Raw genomic sequence first — 18,774 nt, 5'->3', positions numbered from 1 at the left:
TCTCGTCCCGGCGCCGCCGGATGCGGCGCGGTCGGGGCGCGCCGAGCCCTCCGGAGTGGAAGCATCAGCACCGGCAAGCGGGACGACGGAGGAGACGGCTGACATGACCGAGGCAGCGAAGGCAACGCGGCGCACGCCCGGCACACCGTGCTGGGTGAGCCTCATGGTGCACGGCCTCGGGAACACCGCGGACTTCTACGCGGATCTGTTCGGCTGGGAGTACGCACCGGGCCCGGAGCAGTTGGGACCGTACGTCCGCGCCCTGCTGGACGGCCACGAGGTGGCCGGCATCGGCGAGATGCCGCCGGACCGGCACCTCCCGGTGGCCTGGACGACGTACCTCGCCACGGACGACGCCGACGCCACCGCGGAGGCGATCCGCTCCTGCGGGGGCACGGTCGCGGTGGGGCCGCTGGACGCCGGGATCGCGGGGCGGGTCGCGATCTGCTCGGACCCGCTGGGCGCCATCTTCGGGATCTGGCAGGCGCAGACCCAGATGGGGACCCGGATGCACGGCGCGCCGGGCACCCCGGTCTGGAACGAACTGGTCACCCAGGACGCCTCGACGGTCGGCAAGTTCTACGAGCACGTCTTCGGCCACGAGACCCAGACGCACGCCACCGCCTCGGACGACTTCGACTACCTGACCCTGTACCTGGAGGGCCGCCCGGTGGCGGCCGTGCACGGAGTCGGGCGCTCGCTGCCGCACGACCGGGGGCCGCACTGGATGGCGTACTTCGAGGTCGAGGACGCCGATACCGCCGCCGAGCGGGTGGCGGAGCTGGGCGGCCGGATCGTCGAGCCGCCGCGGGACGGCCCCAGCGGGCGGCTGGCGGTCGTCGCCGACCCGGAGGGAGCCGTCTTCGCCGTCGTGCAGTCGCGCCGGCGCGACTGAGCCGGGCTCGGCGGCGGCGCCGGCCCGGCGCCGCACGGGCGGCGGCCGGATACGTCCGCCGGGCCGGTCACAGCACTAGCGGCGGCCGAGGGCCAGGCGCACGGTGATCCCGTGGCGCGTCCGCAGCCGGCGCAGCTCCCACAGGGAGAGCGCGGTCACCGAGAGCGGCGGCGCGATCAGGGCCAGGACCCGCACGGCGAGCGGGGCGTCGACGGGCGCGTCGTCGAAGAGCTGGACCACGAACAGGCACCAGACGAGCACGGGCGAGAGCAGCGGCGGCAGCACCTCGTGGACCTCGGCGGTGCGGAAGGCGTAGTGGACGCAGAGCACGGCCGAGGCGAGCGCGAAGGGGAACAGGAAGAGGGCCGCGACCGCCGAGAACGGGCCGAGCAGGACGGCGGCGTGCGGCAGGACGAACGACATCACGAGCACGGTGGCGAGGAGCGACCCGACGGCGGTCGCCGGACCGCGCAGCCGGGCCCGGTAGAAGGCGGGGCCGGGCGGGCGGGCGGAGAACACGAAGGCGGCCAGGGCGAGCGGCCCGATCACCAGGAGCAGCCCGGCGGCGGCCAGCACCTCGGTGAACTTGTCGTCGACCACGCCGCCGGCCCCCTCCCTCAGGGGGTAGGACAGCACCAGCCAGCTGCCGGCCAGCAGCCCGATGGCGGTACGGGCGATCTGCGCCCACCGGATGGTGTCGTCGACGATCCGGCCGTCGAGGTCGGGCCGGTGGATGCGCGACGCGAGCACGAAGGGGGACCGGACGGCGCGGATCCAGAAGGGCCTGCGCTCCGGTGGGGAGGCGGGCGGGCGCGCGGATGGACGTGCGGGTGCCGGCCGGTACGGATTCACTGTGTCGCCCCCCGTGACGATGATGATCACCGCATCATAGAAGACACTCGAACCGGCCCTGCCCGTAGGTGAGTTGCGGGTCGCGCGCCGGCGCGGGCGCACGGGCGGGCGGAGGCTTCTTCACGCCGGTCGGCGCCGGGGCTCAGCCGTTACTCAAGGCGCAATCAAGCCAGATGCGGCCGATATGAAACGCAACATTCCAGTTCCATTTCCGTCGACCCAGGTCAGCCAGTCGACGACATATTGAATCTTCCGTTCCGAACGGCGTTCCAGCCAAACTCGATTCGTCCCTTTACTGGCGTGAAGCGGGCTCCATAGAATCGTTATCGCTCCACCGATAGGTATCCGCCTATCGGGTTCCACCTTCCTTATGTGGAGGAATTATGGGCGAGTCGACGAACGAGCAGAACCTCATCGAGGACATCGAGTCCCTCGACAGCCTCGAAGTGCTCGAGGCCGAGGACCTGGACGAGGGCGTGGCGTTCCACGCGTTCCGTTTCCGGAACTGACTCTAGGCCGGCCGTCGGCCCCGTACACCGCCCTGAGCAGGCTTTTTACCGCTCGGCGCGCCCGGGGTCGGCGGCCTGCTTCAGCGCGAGAAAGGCTTCCGGCTCTCCGTGAGAATCTATCTTGATCTGCTCGGCCAAAGACGCTTCGCGGCTCTCTGTTTCGGGCAGGCGGTCTCCCTACTCGGTGATGCGCTCTTCCCCATCATCGTCGTTGTTTCCGCCGCGCAGGCGGGTACTCCGGCAGAGACCATTGGGGCGGCGTTCGCGGCCCGATTTCTCGCGCTGGGTGGTGTGGTTCTCTTCAGCGGCGCTCTTCTGGACCGTGTCAATCCGGTCGTGGCCGCCGTGAGTGCGGATGCCACCCGGGTGATCGCGCTGATCGCCCTGGCCCTCTTCTGGGACGGAGGCCTGGACGCGGTCGTGCTGACGGTCGCGATCGTGATCGGACTCTGCGAGGCGGTGAGCGAACCGGCGCTGCTCGTCATCGCCCCCCGCGTCCTGCCCGTGCGAGACCCGCAGTCCCCTCCCCTGTCCGAGGAAGCCGAGGAGCAGCGCGTCACCGCCGTCTACGGACTGCTGGAGGGCATGCGCAACACCTCGGGCATCGTCGGGCCGACGCTGGCCGCCGCACTCATCGCACTGCTCAGCCCGTCGGCAGGCGCTTTCGCCGCCGCCGTGGCCTTCGGTCTCTCCGCGGCCGCCACACGCTGGGCCGGCGGCAAGCACGCGGCGCAGTCCGTGGGGCATCCGGCCGGGCCGGCCCAGGCGGATGCGGATGCGGATGCGGATGGCAGTGCGGGTACCGATGCGGGTGCCGAGAAGGAAGGGGCTGGGCAGCCGGAGGAACCGCAGGAGCCGCTGCTGCGTTCCGCGTTGGGCGGACTCGCCGTGCTGTGGCGGGTGCGCTGGCTGCGCTACGTACAGCTGTTGGCCGTGGTGCACGTCCTGTTCGCCGTCGGACCGTGGATGGTGGCCCTGCCGGTGCTCATCATCGAGCGGGAGCACAGCGCCGGCGTCTACGCACTGGTCCTCGGCGCCTTCGCGGCGGGAACGGTGGCCGGCGCCTTCCTCGGCGGCCGAATCCGCGGCAGCCGTCGCGGTCTGTACGCGCTGGGTCTGCTCGGCCTGTTCGGCGTGACCGCGCTGGCGCCCGTGCTGACCGAGTCGGTGCTGCTGCTGACGGCCGCCTTCGTCGTCGGCGGGATCGGCCAGCAGGCCTTCGACGTCGTGAAGATGGCCGGACTGCGCCGGGAGGTCCCCGAGCGGCTGCACGGCCGTGCGTTCTCCGCGGACTTCTTCTTCTCCTTCGCCTCGCTGCCGCTCGGCCAGCTGCTGGGCGCGGCACTGCTCCGCTTCCTCGACGCGGAGGCCATCATGCTCTGGGCTGGCGCCCTCGTCCTGGTGACCACCGCCCTGACGATGCTCAGCCCGGACACCCGCCGCTTCGGGTCCCGTCCGGTTCCGTCCGCGCACGAGGACGCCGGCTCCGACGCGGAGCGGGAGCCGCACACGCGACCAGCGGAGGCCGGCTCCGCGGAACAGGCCAAGGATGTCCGGACACGTTGACCTCTTCGAGGAGCACGGCGAGGTGGCGGCCCTCTGGCCCGAGGGCCTCTACCGGGACCGCACCGTCGTCTGCTTCGACCGCCACCTCGACCTCAAACCACTCGCGCCGGGCGGCGAGGAGTCCCTCGGCCGGGCGGCCGCCGAGGGCCGGGACCCGGCCGGCCTGCTGCGGAGGCTTCCGGTCCGGGGGGTACCCGGCGCCTTCGGGCTGGACGACTTCTGGTCGGCGGCCGCCATAGCCGGCGGACTCACCGAGCTGGTGTGGGTGCCGAGCTGGACCTCGCACGAGGGCTGGGCGGCGACGGCCGTGGACTCCGTCTCCCTGGTCGCCACGGGCGGCGCCACCGCCGAGCCCCGGATGGCCGACTGCTGCCTGAGCGTCCGGCTGTGCGGAGTCCGGCTGGCCGTCGTACCGCCCGACCTGCTCACCCGGCATCTCGCCGCGCACGTCCACGGCGACGTCGTGGTCGACATCGACCTGGACTGGCTGATGGACGAGCACGGGCGGCCGGACCACTCCGTCGAGGACCTGGCCGGGCTGGTCGGCGCCTGCGGCGGTGAGCTGTCGGCGATGACCTGGTCGACCCGGTCCGGCTTCCTGCCCCACGAGTTCCGCCGGGTCGGGGCGGATGTCGCCGCGCACCTGGGCCTGCGGGCCCGCACTTCCTCCTTCCTGCCCTCGACACCGTGGCCGGAGGACCTGCTGCTCACCGTCCACCGGGGCGACCCGCTGCCGGCGGACGACGGTACGGACAGGGCCGGACGCGGCGGCAGCGGCACGGAGGCCGCGCCCGGCGTGACGACCGCGCTGCGCGGTCTGGCCCTCGCCTCCGAGAGCCCCGCCGAGGCGCAGGAGTGCTACGAGCGCGCCGTGGCCGGCGGCTACCGGTCGAGCTGGCTCGCGTACAAGATCGGTATCGCGCACTACGCGCGGGGCGGGCACCGGACGGCCAGGGACTGGCTGCGCGAGGCGATCGCCATCGACGGCCGGGACACCCTGGCGATGCACGCCCGCATCATGTCGGTCCGCGCCACCACGCGGCTCGACGGTCCCGGCCCGGCCCTGGAGGAGCTGCGCGGTCTGGCGGACCAGCTGCCCCTGCGGGCCGGGGTGTGGCGCACGCTGCGGACGCTCTCCCAGCACGCGGGCGACCGGGAGGCCGCGGCGGCGGCGCGCGGGCGGCTGGAGCTGATCGGCGCGCTGACCGCCCCCCGGAGCGCTGCCCAGCAGGACGTGGAGCGGGGATGACGGGCGGCTCGGGCAGCGACGTCCTGCTGGTGATGCCCCCGGTGAGCGAAGCCGTGCAGTTTCCGTACCTCGCGCTGCCTCAGCTCACCGCGGCGTGGACGGCCCAGGGCTACGGGGTGGTCTGCTGCGATCTGAACCTCCGGTACCGGGCCGCCGCCCTGCGCCGGAGCGCGGCCTCCGGGCGGCCGGGGTCCGACGACGCGGGGCCGGGGTCCGACGACGGACGGCCGGCGTCCGACGAGGGGGGGCCGCCGCCCCCCGCCAAGGACATGTTCCGCCGCCTCTCCGAGCGCTACCGGGAGCAGCACGGCCAGCTGCTGCTGGACCGGTCCCGCGACCGCACCTCCGGCTTCGACCAGGAGGTGGCGATCCGTGCGGCCGTCCGCTACGTCACCCAGCAGGCCGCCCGGGACGGATGGATCCTGCCCGGCCCCATCCTGATGTCCCGTCTCGACGAGCTGGTGCGGGCCGGTACCGAAGGCTGGTCGGCCCGCTGGAGCACCGAGCACCTCGAAGGACTGCTGGACGCACACCGGCCCCGGGTCATCGCCTTCTCCGTGCCGTTCTTCAGCCAGCTCGTCCCCACCCTCGCCCTGTGCACGCTGCTCAAGCGGCGGCGCCCCGAGCTGCGGACGATGGTCGGCGGGCCGACGGTGCAGATGTGGGAGAAGGCGCTGCGGCACAAGGTCGCCGCGGCGCGGCACGTCGACGACTGGTGCCTCGGGCACGGCGAGGACTACCTCGCGAAGGTCCTGGGCGCTCCGGCCGCGGGTCCCCTGCCGTCCACCCCACAGCCGGAGCGGGAGCCTCAGCCGGGACCGGTGCCGGAGCCGGAGCAGCGGGCGGCGGGACTTTCGGACGGCTTCGTGCTGAACGACCAGCCGATGCCGGACTTCGGCCAGTTCGACTTCGACGACTACAGCAATCAGGCCCACCAGTTCCCGTACCGGCTCACCCTCGGCTGCTTCTGGGGGAAGTGCACCTTCTGCTCGTACGGCAACCGCTACCTCGACGCCCGCGCCTTCCAGCAGATCGACCCGCGGAAGGCCGCCGCGCACCTGGTCGCGCTCGCCGCCCGGCTGGGCATCACGGATGTGGCGGTCACCGACGAGAACACCGGCCTGCGGCACCTGCTCCGGGTGATGCAGGCGGTGCGCGACCGGGGCGCCTCGCTGACCTTCCGCGTCCGGGCCCGCCTCGAACCCGAGCTGGCCGACCCGGAGTTCTGCAAGAGGCTGTACGACCTGGGTTGCGTGCAGATGTCGGCGGGGTACGAAACCGCCCAGCAGGACATCCTCGACTCCCTGCGCAAGGGCCAGGACGCCCGGCACGCGGAGCTGGCCGTGGGGAACCTGACCGCGGCCGGGATCACCATCAACCTGTCGTTCATGGACGGCTTCGCCCATCCGGCCGCCGCCGAGGGGTACCGCGAGACCGTCCGGACCATTCAGCGCCACCCCGAGGACATGGGCCTCGACACCATGCAGCTGCTGGTCGCCGAGCCCGGAAGCCACCTGTGGGAGAGCCGGCGGGCCGGGCCGGACGACGAGTACCTGATCACCAACGAGGGCCTGGCGTTCGCCGCCGGACGCGTCGGCGGCGCCCTGCTCGACGGGACGGCGACCGAGGAGGCCCGGCAGCGGCTGCTGCGGATGGCCGTCGAGGCCGTGCCCGACGCGGAGCGGGCGAGCCGGCCCGACCTCGTACGGCGCCCGGAGGCGGCGGGCGGGAACGGGCCTGCCCCGGTGGCCGCCACGGCGGCGGGGGCCCGCGCGAGACCGCGGTTCGGTGTCGCGCTGGACGCCGTACGGGACCGGTGGTTCCTGGCCGATGTCGCCTGGCCCCGGATGGCGGCCGTGCCGCCGGGGGTGGAGCGCACCGCCGGCGGGCGGCTGACCGCCGAGGGTCCGGAGGGCCGGCTCTGGCTGTCGCACATGGTGGAGAAACGACTGCTCGTTCTGGATCAACCCGAAGCGGAGGGGGTCTCCTGATGGAGAAACTGGGACTCGGCCTGGGCATGGACCTCGTCTGGGGCGAACGGATCGGTTTCGACAAGGCCGGCGAGGGGCGCCCCACGGACCAGGTGACGGCGTTCCTCGGGCGGAGCGCAGGCGAGTACGACTACATGTTCGTCGCCTTCCAGCCCATCGACTACGGGCCGCTGGAGCCGGAGCGCTACTTCCCGGCCTACGACCGGCTCTTCGAGCTCTTCGGCACGGGGCGTCCGCGCGCGTTCCACCACACCATGCTCAACACGGGGAGCCCCGAGGGCTACGACAAGGCCGCCGTCGCGGACTTCACCAATGCCCTCGTCGCGCGCTACGGGTTCCGCTGGGTGATCGAGGACCTCGGCATCTGGTCGCTGGGCGGCCGGAGCCTGCCGTACCCGATGCCGCCGGTCCTGACCGCGGAGGGACTGCGGCGCTGCGTCGGCCACGTCGGCGAATGGGTCGACCGGTTGGACGCACCGCTGTCGGTGGAGTTCCCGGGCTTCACGGAGGGCGGCAGCTTCCTCGTGGGGACCATGGACGCCTTCGAGTTCTTCGACACGGTGATCCGCGAGACGGGCGCGCTCGCCACCATCGACATCGGGCACATCCTGGCCTACCAGTGGCTCATGGGGCGCACCGGGGAGCGGATGCTCGACGGGCTGGAGGCACTCCCGCTGGACCGCTGCCACGAGGTCCACCTGTCGGGCTGCCAGATCGTCGACGGACGCTTCCGGGACCTGCACCACGGGGTGCTGCTCGACGAGCAGTTGACCCTGCTGGAGCACCTCCTGCCGAGGATGCCGCGTCTGGCCGGCGTCACGTACGAGGATCCGAACTTCGACGCCGCCGGGGAGCTCGTGCCGAAGTCCCGGCCCAATGCCGAGCGGCTCTTCTCCATGGTCCGGGCGTGGAAGGAGGAGACCCGTGCCGCGTGATCCCCTGCCCGTGCCGCGTGACCCCCTGCCCGTGTCGACGCCCGACCCGGCGGACGCGGGGCGCCACGAGCGCATCCTGCGCCTGCTGGACCGGCTGCTGCACGACAAGGCGGTGCGCACCGCCTTCATCGAGGGCGGGCCCTCCCATCCGGAGCTGGGGCTCGACGCGGACCTGGTCACCGCCTTCGCGCGGGTGGACGTACGGGAGCTGGCCCTGGTCGGACGGAACATCCGCTCGGAGGTGGTCGGCGGCGGGACCGGGACGGGTCCGGGCCTGGGGCGGATCTTCCCCCGGACGCTGGAGGCCGTCCGCGAGGGCACCGGCCGCACCCCCAACGAGATCGCCGAACTCTTCATCGCCTCCGCGCAGTTCCAGGACTTCAGGGACGTTCCCTTCTCCTGTGCGGGGCGGGGGAGGCTGCTTCCGGAGTGCTTCCACCGCTTCGTGGCGCAGTCCCCGCTGTTCGGGCCTGCCGGTGCGCTGGGCGGTGCGGCCGGGGTGGAGCCGCTCGCCCACCACGAGGCGGCCGTGGCGGTGGCCCAGGCCGTTGCCACCGGGGCCGGTGCGACCTTCGAGGTCGGGCTGGCGGGCTCCGCGGTGCACGGGGGGACGCTGTGCGCGTTCCGCGACTACGCCGGGGCGCCGGCCGCATGGGGCCTGGTCCCCACGATGTATCTCGCCGCTCCGGGCCGCTGTGTCGTGGGCGGCGGCAGCCGGGCGGTCTTCGGTGCGCTCGTCGCGGTCCTCACGGGGCGCGGCGACGAGCTCGCGCCGGCCGTCCGCGAGTCGCTGGAGAAGCGTCTGCGTACCTGGGGGTTGCGATGAGCGGGAGCGTCGGAAGGGGTGGACCGGGCGTGACGGACGGATCGGATGCGAAGACGGGGGCGGGGCTGGTGGAGAGCCGGGAGTTGGACGTCGGCCTCTTCTACCGCGATTTCTGGCGGCGCCGGCCCGTGGTGTGGCGGGGTTGCGGGGACGCCTTCCTCTCCCCCGCCCTGGACTGGTCCGACGTCGACGCACTGGAACGGCGACTGGCGCAGGAGCCGCAGGGACGGGCGGACGTGCACCGGCGCGAGGACGGCCAAGTGCTGTTCGTCAACCAGGCGCAGCACGTCCTGCTGGAACTCGCCGACGCCTGCAAGGCCCTGGCCGGGCTCTTCGGCTGGGAGCAGTGCACCGCCGACCTGTCGGTGACCCGGGGCGGGGGCGCCGGGATCGGCTGCCACTTCGACCACAGCGACAACTTCGTCGTCCAGCAGCGGGGCTCGAAGAACTGGCGGGTGGGCCTTCCGGAGCACACGTCGAAGGAGCGGCAGCGCAAGCGGATGCTGGAGACGAAGGGCTTCGTGCCCGCCGGCCGTCTGCCCGGGGCGCCCTTCGAGGTCGAGCTGATGCCGGGCGACGTGCTGTACCTCCCGGTGTTCGCCCCGCACGAGGGAACGCAGGGGACGGAAGCGGCGTCGCCGCGGGAGGGCGGCTCGGTGAGCGTCTCCTTCTCCTACAACGCGGAGTCCGCCCTGAACCGGTACCTCCGGCCGCTGCTGCGCCGGTTGTCGGAGGAAGAGGCATGGTGGGAGCCGCTGCCGCACGGGGGCCCCGACCCCGACCGGCTGGAGGCGGCGCTGGTGCGGGCGCTGCGGGCCGTGTCCCGGGAGAGCGCGGGGGGACAGCCGTGCGCGTGAGGGATCTGGCGGCGGACAGGTCGGCGGCGGGGCTGCCGGACCTGTCGCTGATCGTGCTCGCCGAGGGGCCGGAGGCCGTCGCGGCCAATGCGCGGCTGAACCGGGTCGTCGCCCGGCAGTACCTGGTCCGGGCGCTGCGCGCGGTCCAGCGCCTGGACGGGGAGCACCGCTCCGACCCGGCGCTGACGGCGGTCCGGGAACTGCTGGACGCGATGGACGTGGACGCCGCTCTGCACTGGGCGCTGCGGCCGGAGGTTACGGGCTGGATCTGGCGCAGTGAGGCCGGGTCCGCGGACCCCGCACGGCTGCTGCGCCTGCTCGCGGACTGCCTGGCGTACGATCCGGGCGCGGCTCACGCCTTCGTACGGCTGGACGGGCCGGGACCGGCCGGCGCCGCGGCGCCGCGTCCGGGTGGCCGCCCGGCGCCACGACCGGCTGGTTCCCCCGCGCCGGGACCGGCCGGTTCCCCGGCGCCGGTGGTCACCGGGGACGGTCCGGCGCACGGCTCGCTCCTGCTCGACTGGGCCTCGGAGGGCGACGAGGCGGCCGTCCGGCTCGATCCGGCACGCGCCCGCGCCTTCGCCGCGCGCCTGCAGTCGGCGGCGGACATCCTGGCGGAGGTGTGGCCGGAGGGGCTGGCCGTGGTCGCCACCGACGTCCGGGCGTTCGCCGCGCTGGGCGGGCACCGCGGGCTCAAGCCCCTGAACTTCAGCGTGCACGGGCTGCGCGGGTTGGTCCTGACCAGCGAGCGTCCCGCGTACATGCTGGCCCAGTCGCTGGTGCACGAGGCCACCCACCAGCGCTTCAGCGGCGTACTGGACTGCGTGTCGCTGACGCGCAATCCCAGGGCGACCCACTACTCGCCGTTCGTCGATGCCGAACGCCCGCTCGGCCACATCCTGCACGGCATCCTGTCCTTCATCAACGACGCGTACGCCGCCGAGCGCTACCGGTCGACGGAGGGCGACCCCGTCGAACGGGACCGTCTGGAGCGCTACCTGCTCCAGAAGGCGGGACAGCTGCGGACCGCCGAGAAGAACCTGTTGGAGGCGGCCGAACTGACGCCGGCCGGCGAGCGGCTCATGGCGGGCTGCCGCGAGGCGATCAGCGGGCTGAGCCGTGGATGACGCCGGTGACGCCCCCGCGGGGCCGATCCGGGAAGCGCTCGCGAAGGCCGCGGAACTGCTCGGCCCGCAGGCGGAGATCTCCCTCTCGGAACGGGACGACGGACTGGTACGCCTCCACATCACGCTCGGCCCCGCACGGCACGGCCGTACGGCCCAGTGGGGGGTCGCGGCCTACGACCGCGCCTTCGTGGCCGCGGAGATCGGGCGGGGGGTGGACCGGTTGCGGGCCGACCAGGCCCTGCTGGCCACCCGTGCGCCGCTCACCGGGCCGCTGTCGGGCGCCGCGCTCCTCTCCCCCGACGCGGCCGGGGTGTTCGTCCACGAGTGCTTCGGCCACACCAGTGAGGCGGACAACTACCTGGCCCGGACGGACCCGGCCGACCGGGCCCTGGGCGACCGATGGTGCCCGGCCCCGGTGACGGTCCGCGACCGGCCCGGGGCCCGTCCGTACGCGGGCAGCTACCGGCGGGACGACGAGGGGACCCCGGCCCGTACGGTCACGCTGCTGACCGAAGGGCGCTGGACGGGCCTGCTGACCCACGGGGCCACCCGATCGCTGAGCGGGGGCCGCAGCACCGGGCACGGCCGGGGCGCGGCGGGGGCGACCGTGCCGCGGTGCAGCGTGCTGGAGGTCGAGCCGGGGCCGTACGCACCGCAGGAGCTGCTGCGGCGGATGGGCGACGGCTGGCTGCTGGGCACGGCCATCGGCGGGTACTCGGTGCGCGGGCTGCTGGTCCTCGAACTGCTGTGGGTGCGCCGCGTGCGGGCGGGCCGGGTCACGGACGAGGTCCTGGGCCCCGCGGTGGTCTGCGCGAGGAAGTCCGCGCTGGCGGCCCAGTTGGCCGCGGTGGGCAGTGACGTGGCGGTGCACAGCTCCCCGTACGCCTGTGTCAAGGAGGGCCGCGAGGTCGGGTCGACCCTGATCAGTCCTTCGCTGCTGCTGAACCGCTGCGTACTGCGCCCGCTGGACCGGTGGGAGCGGGACCGCGTCGGGCGCGGTTGACGGGAGGACGCGGGCGACCGTTCTGGCCGCGGTCTTCGAGGAGTTGTTCACGGCGGAGGGCCATGAGCTCCACCTCAAGCCGGCCGCGGACTACGTCCGGGCCGGCCACGAGGTCTCCTTCGCCACCGCCGTCGAGTCGGCGCGGCGGCGCCGGGGCGGCGCCGCCGTTATGCCGTGTGCACCTCCAGGGCGGTCCGCACCGCGGATTCCAGGGCTCCCTCGATCCACGCGGGCTTGACGGAGGTGTGGCATCCGGCGAAGTGCAGGTTGCCCTCGGCGCTCCGGACGTGGGGGAAGAGCTCGGTGTGCTGTCCGGGCAGCAGCACGGACGCCTCGCCGTAGGCGTACGGGTCGCGCATCCAGGACTGGGTGCGGCCGACACCGGTGTAGAACACCTCGATGCGCTGCCCGAACACCTCCTGGACACCGGCGAGGGCGCGCGGGTAGCGCTCCTCGTCGTCCAGGGAGTCCCACTTCAGGGCGTCGTCCGACCAGCTGTAGGAGGCGAGGATGACACCTCCGGCGCTGCCTTCGACGGGGTGGGAGGGCTGGAACATGAAGCGGTTGGGGTTGTCGGTGGCCGAGCCTCCGCCGATGACGCCGGCCGCCTCGGGCTGGTCGCGGGTGACCAGGCGGCTGGCGGCGTAGTGGGAGCGCTGGCCCGCGGAGATGTGGCCCTCGGGTACGGAGGGGTGGGCGCCCAGCAGGCTTCCGTCCGCCGGGGTCCGCCCGGTCTGGTACTTCCGGTACAGGCCGGGCCGCACGGCCTCCAGCTCGCGCTTCCAGTCGGCTTCGTCGAACTCCCACCAGCGGCGGCTGAATTCGAGCAGCACCTTGGTGGCGGCGTCGTAGTGCAGCTCGGTGACCGCGCGCCGCTTGCCGTAGGAGAGCGCGGGGGTGATCGGGATGTGGCGCAGTCCGGAGAAGGGGACGGTGATGACGGCGGTGTCGGCGGTGAAGGTCTCGCGCCGCACGGGGCTGCCGCCCCGGCCCTCGGAGACGGTCTCCACGGTGACCCTGCCCTCGCCGTGGGTGATGCGGGTGGCGCGGCGGTCGAGCCGTACGAGGTCCTTGACGCGGGCGTACAGCGCGTCGGCCAGGGTGGCGGTGCCGTCGGGCAGTTCGTAGAAAGCGGTGTCGGGGCTGATCAGGGAGGCGCCGATGAAGCTGTGCACGAAGGCGAGGTGCAGGCGGGAGGTGAGGTTCTCGACGGTTCCGATCAGGTCGATGGTCCGCTCGTCGAGCTTGGCCTCCTCCGTCAGGAAGCGGTACATCGACATGTGGCCGTAGCGCTGGATGACACGTGCCCAGCCCTCGACGAGCTCCTTGTCCTTCTTGCCCTCGATCTCCTTGCGCACGGGGGCGAAGACGGCGCGGACGATCTGCGAGGCGGGGACGGACTCGTACGCCCGCGGCACCCCGAAGGAGCGGTTGACCGCCTGCGGGGCGCGTGCGTAGTCGGCGCGCCGGACGCGGATGCCGTTGACGTGGATCCACGTCCGGAGGGCGGGGCGGCCGCCTCCGTCCACGTCGACCAGGTGGAAGCGGCGGCGCTTGAGGCCGAGGCTGTCCATCAGTCCCGTGACCAGCGGGTGGCTGTCCGGGATGCGCATCGCGCCGGCCTCGGCGTACTGCTTGGGGTCGGCGAAGGGCGGGGCGGCGTTCTCGTGGCCGCCGGTGCGGAAGGTCTTGATCCGGCCGCCCACCCGGTTGGCGTTGGCCTCGATGACGGTGACCCGGTGGCCGGCCTCCCGCAGGAGGTGCGCGGCGGTGAGGCCGGCCGGCCCGGCGCCGACGATCAGCACCTTCCGGCCGGGGCGGCGCGAGCGGGGCAGGCCGTTCCGCAGGAGGATGTCGGCGTAGCGCGGTACGAGCGGCTGGTCCTCGTCGTCCCGTACGAGGATGGCCCGGGCGATCGTCAGGCAGGCACCCCAGTCGGCGACCGCGGTGGCGGGGACGGCCTGCGAGGTCTGGGCGGAGGTGGCGGCGACCGTCAGCCCGCCGGCTCCGGCGATGGCGGCCGCACCGGCGATGACGGTACGGCGGGAGGGCTGGCGGGAGGGTGCTGGTGCGGGCCCTGCGGGAGCTTCGGGGCTGTCGGAGGTGGCACCGGAATCCATGATCATGCAGCAACTCTGGCCGCCCGCCCGGACCCGAACGGCCAGAACGCACCCGCACGGGAAAGGACCACCCGGACGTGGGGCGCGCGCCGTCCCGCGCTGACGAACTGGCTTTCGTACGGGCGGCCCCGGGTCCGGCGGGCCGGCCGGGCGACCCGCGCGCGCACGTACCGCGGAAGGCCCCCCGCGGCCTCGCGGCGGGGGCCCTGAGGGTGTCAGGCGCGGTTGACCCGAGTCGGCTGAAACTCGCCCAATGATGATCAGACCGGTCGTACGGTCATGCCATGACGACAGCTGATGCCCGGGCCCTGGTGTACCGCGTGGGCCGCCCGGAGGACACCAAGGCCATCGAGGCCCTCGACGGCTCCTTCACCACCGGGACCGTCTTCCGGGTGACCGCGACCGAGGAGGGGTTCACCCTCCGCGAGGTCCCCGTGGACCCGCCCCTGCACAAGGTGTTCCCGGACGACGGAGGCGACGGGGAGGACGACGGCGACGACGAAAACTCCCGCACCTACGTCGCGGTCGACGGCGACGGGCTGGCCGGGTTCGTGTCACTCTCCTACGCCCCGTGGAACCGGCGGCTCACCGTCGAGGACATCGAGGTCGCCCCGGCCCACCGGGGCCGGGGCGTCGGCCGCACCCTGATGGGCCGTGCCGTCGACTTCGCGCGCGAGCGCGGCGCCGGCCACATCTGGCTGGAGGTCACCAACATCAACGCCCCGGCCATCCACGCGTACCGGCGCATGGGCTTCGCCTTCTGCGGGCTCGACGCCTCGCTGTACGAGGGCACCTCCTCCGCCGGCGAGCAGGCCCTCTACATGAGCATGCCCTGCCCCTGAGCCGCCAGCAGCCGGGCCCGGACCGGCTCGGCCCCGGCGCTCCCGCCCGCCTGCGCGACCGTGACGGTCAGCAGCCAGTCCGCCGGGTGCGCCGGATCCGCCGGGGCCCCTGCCGTCCCGGACCCGGCCGCCCGGGGGCCGTACCACTCGACGCGCGCGTCGAGCAGCCGGTCCCCCGCGGCCCGCCGCTGCGCGTACCACCGCTGGAAGGGGCCCGTACGCCACACGTGCAGCGGTACGGCCCGCTCCCCGGCGGTGCGGTGCACGCCGGGCCCGATCAGGTCGAGGGCCGCCCGCACGGTCTCCTCCACGCTCCGCACCACCGGCACCCCCAGCGCCTCCGCGAAGTGCAGCAGGTACTCCATGCGGACGGCCTCCGGCGGCGCGCCGAGCACCGCCCGGCCCGAATCGCACCAGGCACCCCACTTGATGTTGGAGACCAGTCCCGGCAGCCGGGCCATGTCCCGGGGGATGTAGAAGGCGACCACGTCCGAGAGCCGCATCGCCTCCTCCTCCCAGGCGATCTGGTCCGCGTACCCGGGATAGCCGCAGCCCGCCGACGGTTCGGGGACGAACACCGCGAGGGTGCCCGGGCCCGCCCAGCCGGCCCGGAGCGCGGCGACGGCGGCCGTGCGCCAGGACGGCTCCCCCGGGTCGGTGGGGGTGGGGCCGCACAGGTAGACGGCGGCGGACCAGGCGGCGGGCGGTCGCTCGTCGACGTGGACGATCGCGACATCACAGGGCACGGGGACCTCCGGGCAGCGGGGGACGGGTGGCGAAGAAGCCGAGGACGGCCTCGTTGAAGGCGGCGGGCCGCTCCAGGAAGCCGAGGTGGCCGCAGTCGGGCAGCTCCAGGTAGCGGGCGCCGGGGACCGCGTCGGCGACCTCCCGGCCGAGCCGCGCGGGGGCGAGCAGGTCGTCGGCGAAACCCACCACGAGCACCGGGGTGCCGATCGCCGGGTAGGCCGGCAGCCGGTCGTGGGTGAGCGGGCGGGTCCGGTGCCGGGGATGCCGGCCCGAGCCCGCAGACCGTCCTGACGGTGCGGCGAGCGCGGACAGTTCGAACAGGTCCAGCCATTCCTCGGTGGCCGCCTCGTCCGCGAGGGTCCGGGGGGAGAGGTTCTGGGTGAGGCGCACGAACGCCTCGTAGGCGGGCGGCAGCAGCACCTCCCGCCCGGCGGCCGCTTCTTCCGCGCGCGCCATCGCCGCACCCACCGGGTCGGGACGCCCCCGCGTCGCCACCAGGACCGCCTGGACGGCCAGTTCCGGGGCCGCCAGCAGCAGCTCCTGCACGGCCAGCGCGCCGAACGAGTGGCCCACCAGCCGGCACGGCGGCAGGCCGAGCGCCTCCACCGACTCCCGGACGGACGCGGCGAGGTCTGCGGCCGACAGCGGGGCCGGGCCCGGCCCGTCCGGGTGGTCGAGGGTGACGACCCGGTACCCGGCGGCCGTCAGCGCCGGCACCTGGTGGTGCTCCCAGATGGCGCCGGAGCCGCCGCCGCCGGGGACCAGGACCACCGGCTCGCCCGTACCGTGCACGGTGTGGCGCGCACGGGCACGCGTACGGCCGCTCATGCCGCGATCCGGGACAGCGCGGTCTCCACCCACGCGGGCCGGCCGGTGTCCAGCCCGCGCAGCGCGACATGGACCCACAGGAAGGACAGGCGCGCGAGGATGTGCGTGCGCATCCCGGGCCGGACCTCGCCGCCCGCCCGCCGGTAGGCGTCGAGCAGCAGGTCCAGGACCGGCGGACCGCCCGCGTAGAGCATGTCGACGAAGTCGGCGGCCGGATCGCCGATCCCCGCGTTCGCCCAGTCCAGCAGCCCGGACAGGCGCGGCGGCCCCGCCGGGGCGTGCTCCACCAGCGTGTGTCCGGGATGCACGTCGCCGTGGACCGGGACCAGCCGGTCCGGCCACAGCGTGTCGTCGTCCAGCCAGGCGTGCCAGCGCCGGGTCCGCGCCGCCGGGAGCCGCAGCTCGGTCCGTGCCCGGGCCAGCCGGTCCGCCACCCCGGCGCGGAGCGCGTCGGGCGTGGGGGCCTCCAGTGCGGGCAGGGCGCCGGGCGGGGTCCGGTGGACCACGGCCAGCGCCCGCGCCAGCGGCTCCAGATAGGCGTCGGGTGCGGCGAGCGGGTCGATGCCCCACGCGTACACCAGCGTGCGCTGGTCCTCGGCGCCGGCGGGCACCCCCGGCAGCCGCGGGTACGCGACCAGCCGCGGCGTGCGCAGCCGCCAGTTCGGTACCGCCACCGGCAGGCGGTCCCGTACCGCCGTCAGGACCTCGCCCTCCACGGCCAGTTGCCGCGCGGCCTCCGGACGCCGTGGCCGGCGCAGGATCCAGGGGGTGCCGCCCGCGTCCAGGATGTGCGTGACGTGGAAGTCCCAGCCGGACTCGTCCGGGCGGGCTGTCTCCGGGTCCAGCTCGACGCCGAGCAGCCCGGAGGCGTACGCCGCCAACTCTGCGCTGTTCACCGGGAGATCACCCCCGGCCGGCCGGAACGCAGATGGCGGTCCCGGGTCGCGTTCCGGTCGACCTTGCCGGTGTGCGTCAGCTCCAGGGCGGTGACCGCGACGATCCGGCCGGGCACCAGGTGGGGCGGTGCGGTCAGGGTCAGCCGGCCCCTGATCCTGGCCGCCACCTCCTGCGGAAGGTGGTGCGGCACGGGTACGAAGAAAGCCGCGAGCGAGGTGTGCGTGGGCCCCTCGATCAGGGCGGCGGCCACGGCCGACACCCCCTCGCACCGGCCGATCAGCGCCTCCACGTCCAGCAGGTCCACCCGGTGGCCGCGGATCTTGACCTGGTGGTCGGTGCGGCCGCGGAAGACCAGCGCCCCGCCGGGAGCGGTGGAGACCAGGTCCCCGGTGCGGTACCAGCGCGTGCCGCCGGACTCCGCGAAACGGGCCGCGGTCGCCTCGGGGCCGTGGTGGTAGCCCAGCGCCAGGCTCTCACCGCTGACGTACAGCTCGCCGTCCTCGTCGACGCGCTGGCCGACGTGCGGCAGCGGGAACCCGATCGGCAGGTCCTCCCCGGTGTCCGGCAGCGGCGCGGCGCCCGGTCCCGCGAGCGCGAAGGCGTGCGTGACCAGTGCCGTCTCCGTGGAGCCGTACGTGTTCAACAGGCGGATGCCGGCCACGTGGCCGAGGCGGCTCCACCGCTCCAGCATGTCCGCGCGGACCGCCTCGCCGCCGATCACCAGCGTCCGCAGGCAGGACGGCAGCGTGCCGCCCTGGTGCAGCAGGTCGCCGGTCAGGCTGTTCCAGAAGCCCGTCGGCAGCACCGCGACCGTGACCTCCTGGTCCGCCGCCACCTGCACGAACCGTTCCCGCGCCGTGTCGTCGATCACCAGGGTGGCCCCTGCCGTCAGCGTCGGCAGGATCTCCTCCAGGCTGGTGTCACCGCCCGCCCCGTGGAAGTGGAGCACGACCGAGTCCGCGTCGATGCCGTACAGGCCGCGCAGCTCCGGGACGACCGCCGCGAGGGCGCGGTGCGGTACCACGACCCCCTTGGGCTCACCGGTGGAACCCGAGGTGAACAACATGTACGCGGGGTCCTCGCCGCGCGCGGCCGGCAGGGCTGCGGGCTCCCGGCCCGGAACCGGCGGGGGCGCGGGCGCCCAGCGCGGCCGGATGACCGTCTCCACCGCCGGCGCGTACCCGGAGTCGGCGGTGGCCACCGCCTCCCGGCAGCCGGCCCGCTCCAGGACGGCGGTCAGCCGCGCCACCGGGTGGTCCGCTTCGAGCGGCACGTACGACCGCCCGGCGGCCAGCACCCCCAGCACGGCCGCGACATCGCGGGCCGAGTGGTGCACGACCACCCCGACCGGCGGCTGCGGGCCGTCCGTGCGCGGCTCGACGGCCTCGGCCACCGCACGCGCCCAGTGGGCCAGTGTGCCGTACCCGACCACCAGGCCGTTGTCGACGACGGCCGGCCGGTCCGGATCGTCACGGGCGACCGCGAAAAACGGATCGAGTAAGGAATGCATTGCCAATTCCCTTGTTCTGT

The 18,774-nt window shown here is 74.0% G+C and carries 17 protein-coding genes; 11 read left to right on the top strand and 6 right to left on the bottom strand.

The window, feature by feature from the left end:
* The first annotated feature begins 103 nt into the window (after window positions 1–103).
* On the top strand, window positions 104–895 hold the full coding sequence (locus tag ACFWU6_RS03465) for a VOC family protein (protein WP_383799533.1): 792 nt from the start codon (window positions 104–106) through the stop codon (window positions 893–895).
* Between the two features lie 75 nt (window positions 896–970).
* Here the strand turns inward: ACFWU6_RS03465 and ACFWU6_RS03460 are convergent, their stop codons facing one another.
* Window positions 971–1,645 carry a hypothetical protein gene (locus ACFWU6_RS03460; RefSeq protein WP_383799536.1) on the bottom strand — a complete coding sequence of 225 codons (675 nt, stop codon included), beginning with the start codon at window positions 1,643–1,645 and terminating at the stop codon, window positions 971–973.
* Window positions 1,646–2,130: 485 nt separating this feature from the next.
* Here ACFWU6_RS03460 and ACFWU6_RS03455 point away from each other — a divergent pair, with 485 nt between their 5' ends.
* The 9 genes from ACFWU6_RS03455 (at window position 2,131) to ACFWU6_RS03415 (ending at window position 11,810) form a co-directional block, all read left to right on the top strand.
* Window positions 2,131–2,256, top strand: coding sequence for a hypothetical protein (locus ACFWU6_RS03455; protein WP_328923635.1), 126 nt, complete (start codon window positions 2,131–2,133; stop codon window positions 2,254–2,256).
* Window positions 2,257–2,364: 108 nt separating this feature from the next.
* On the top strand, window positions 2,365–3,822 hold the full coding sequence (locus ACFWU6_RS03450; protein ID WP_383978085.1) for an MFS transporter: 1,458 nt from the start codon (window positions 2,365–2,367) through the stop codon (window positions 3,820–3,822).
* Window positions 3,806–5,071, top strand: coding sequence for a hypothetical protein (locus ACFWU6_RS03445; RefSeq protein WP_383978082.1), 1,266 nt, complete (start codon window positions 3,806–3,808; stop codon window positions 5,069–5,071). The genes ACFWU6_RS03450 and ACFWU6_RS03445 overlap by 17 nt, the downstream gene beginning before the upstream one ends.
* Entirely contained in the window at window positions 5,068–7,062 is a 1,995-nt protein-coding gene (locus ACFWU6_RS03440; RefSeq protein WP_383978079.1) for a B12-binding domain-containing radical SAM protein, read from the top strand. Before ACFWU6_RS03445 ends, ACFWU6_RS03440 begins: the two co-directional genes overlap by 4 nt.
* A complete protein-coding gene (locus ACFWU6_RS03435; protein WP_383799549.1) occupies window positions 7,062–7,997 on the top strand; it encodes a DUF692 family multinuclear iron-containing protein in 936 nt (311 codons plus the stop codon). The genes ACFWU6_RS03440 and ACFWU6_RS03435 overlap by 1 nt, the downstream gene beginning before the upstream one ends.
* A complete protein-coding gene (locus tag ACFWU6_RS03430; protein ID WP_383978076.1) occupies window positions 7,987–8,823 on the top strand; it encodes a hypothetical protein in 837 nt (278 codons plus the stop codon). The genes ACFWU6_RS03435 and ACFWU6_RS03430 overlap by 11 nt, the downstream gene beginning before the upstream one ends.
* A 29-nt stretch (window positions 8,824–8,852) precedes the next feature.
* The gene (locus ACFWU6_RS03425) at window positions 8,853–9,680 is read left to right on the top strand and encodes a JmjC domain-containing protein (protein WP_383978073.1); all 828 of its coding nucleotides are present in this window, start codon (window positions 8,853–8,855) and stop codon (window positions 9,678–9,680) included.
* Entirely contained in the window at window positions 9,671–10,807 is a 1,137-nt protein-coding gene (locus tag ACFWU6_RS03420; protein WP_383978071.1) for an aKG-HExxH-type peptide beta-hydroxylase, read from the top strand. Before ACFWU6_RS03425 ends, ACFWU6_RS03420 begins: the two co-directional genes overlap by 10 nt.
* Window positions 10,800–11,810: a metallopeptidase TldD-related protein gene (locus ACFWU6_RS03415; RefSeq protein WP_383799561.1), complete on the top strand. Its 1,011-nt coding sequence runs from the start codon at window positions 10,800–10,802 to the stop codon at window positions 11,808–11,810. The genes ACFWU6_RS03420 and ACFWU6_RS03415 overlap by 8 nt, the downstream gene beginning before the upstream one ends.
* A 167-nt stretch (window positions 11,811–11,977) precedes the next feature.
* Here the strand turns inward: ACFWU6_RS03415 and ACFWU6_RS03410 are convergent, their stop codons facing one another.
* The gene (locus tag ACFWU6_RS03410) at window positions 11,978–13,936 is read right to left on the bottom strand and encodes a flavin monoamine oxidase family protein (RefSeq protein ID WP_383978068.1); all 1,959 of its coding nucleotides are present in this window, start codon (window positions 13,934–13,936) and stop codon (window positions 11,978–11,980) included.
* Window positions 13,937–14,214: 278 nt separating this feature from the next.
* On the opposite strand from ACFWU6_RS03410, the gene ACFWU6_RS03405 reads away from it, so the two are divergent.
* Entirely contained in the window at window positions 14,215–14,772 is a 558-nt protein-coding gene (locus ACFWU6_RS03405; protein WP_383799567.1) for a GNAT family N-acetyltransferase, read from the top strand.
* Here the strand turns inward: ACFWU6_RS03405 and ACFWU6_RS03400 are convergent.
* The 4 genes from ACFWU6_RS03400 to ACFWU6_RS03385 are packed head-to-tail and all read right to left on the bottom strand — an operon-like array spanning window position 14,748 to window position 18,754.
* The gene (locus ACFWU6_RS03400; RefSeq protein ID WP_383799569.1) at window positions 14,748–15,518 is read right to left on the bottom strand and encodes a nucleoside 2-deoxyribosyltransferase domain-containing protein; all 771 of its coding nucleotides are present in this window, start codon (window positions 15,516–15,518) and stop codon (window positions 14,748–14,750) included. The two genes, ACFWU6_RS03405 and ACFWU6_RS03400, sit on opposite strands and share 25 nt — an antisense overlap.
* Window positions 15,508–16,347: an alpha/beta fold hydrolase gene (locus ACFWU6_RS03395; RefSeq protein ID WP_383978065.1), complete on the bottom strand. Its 840-nt coding sequence runs from the start codon at window positions 16,345–16,347 to the stop codon at window positions 15,508–15,510. The genes ACFWU6_RS03400 and ACFWU6_RS03395 overlap by 11 nt, the downstream gene beginning before the upstream one ends.
* Entirely contained in the window at window positions 16,344–17,243 is a 900-nt protein-coding gene (locus ACFWU6_RS03390) for a macrolide 2'-phosphotransferase (RefSeq protein ID WP_383799575.1), read from the bottom strand. Before ACFWU6_RS03390 ends, ACFWU6_RS03395 begins: the two co-directional genes overlap by 4 nt.
* Window positions 17,240–18,754: an AMP-binding protein gene (locus ACFWU6_RS03385; RefSeq protein WP_383799578.1), complete on the bottom strand. Its 1,515-nt coding sequence runs from the start codon at window positions 18,752–18,754 to the stop codon at window positions 17,240–17,242. The genes ACFWU6_RS03390 and ACFWU6_RS03385 overlap by 4 nt, the downstream gene beginning before the upstream one ends.
* Between the last annotated feature and the right edge of the window lie 20 nt (window positions 18,755–18,774).

It is taken from the genome of Streptomyces sp. NPDC058674 (assembly GCF_042716505.1).
In the GTDB taxonomy this organism is placed as follows: Bacteria; Actinomycetota; Actinomycetes; order Streptomycetales; family Streptomycetaceae; genus Streptomyces.
This window is presented reverse-complemented; position numbering and strand designations above follow the sequence as displayed.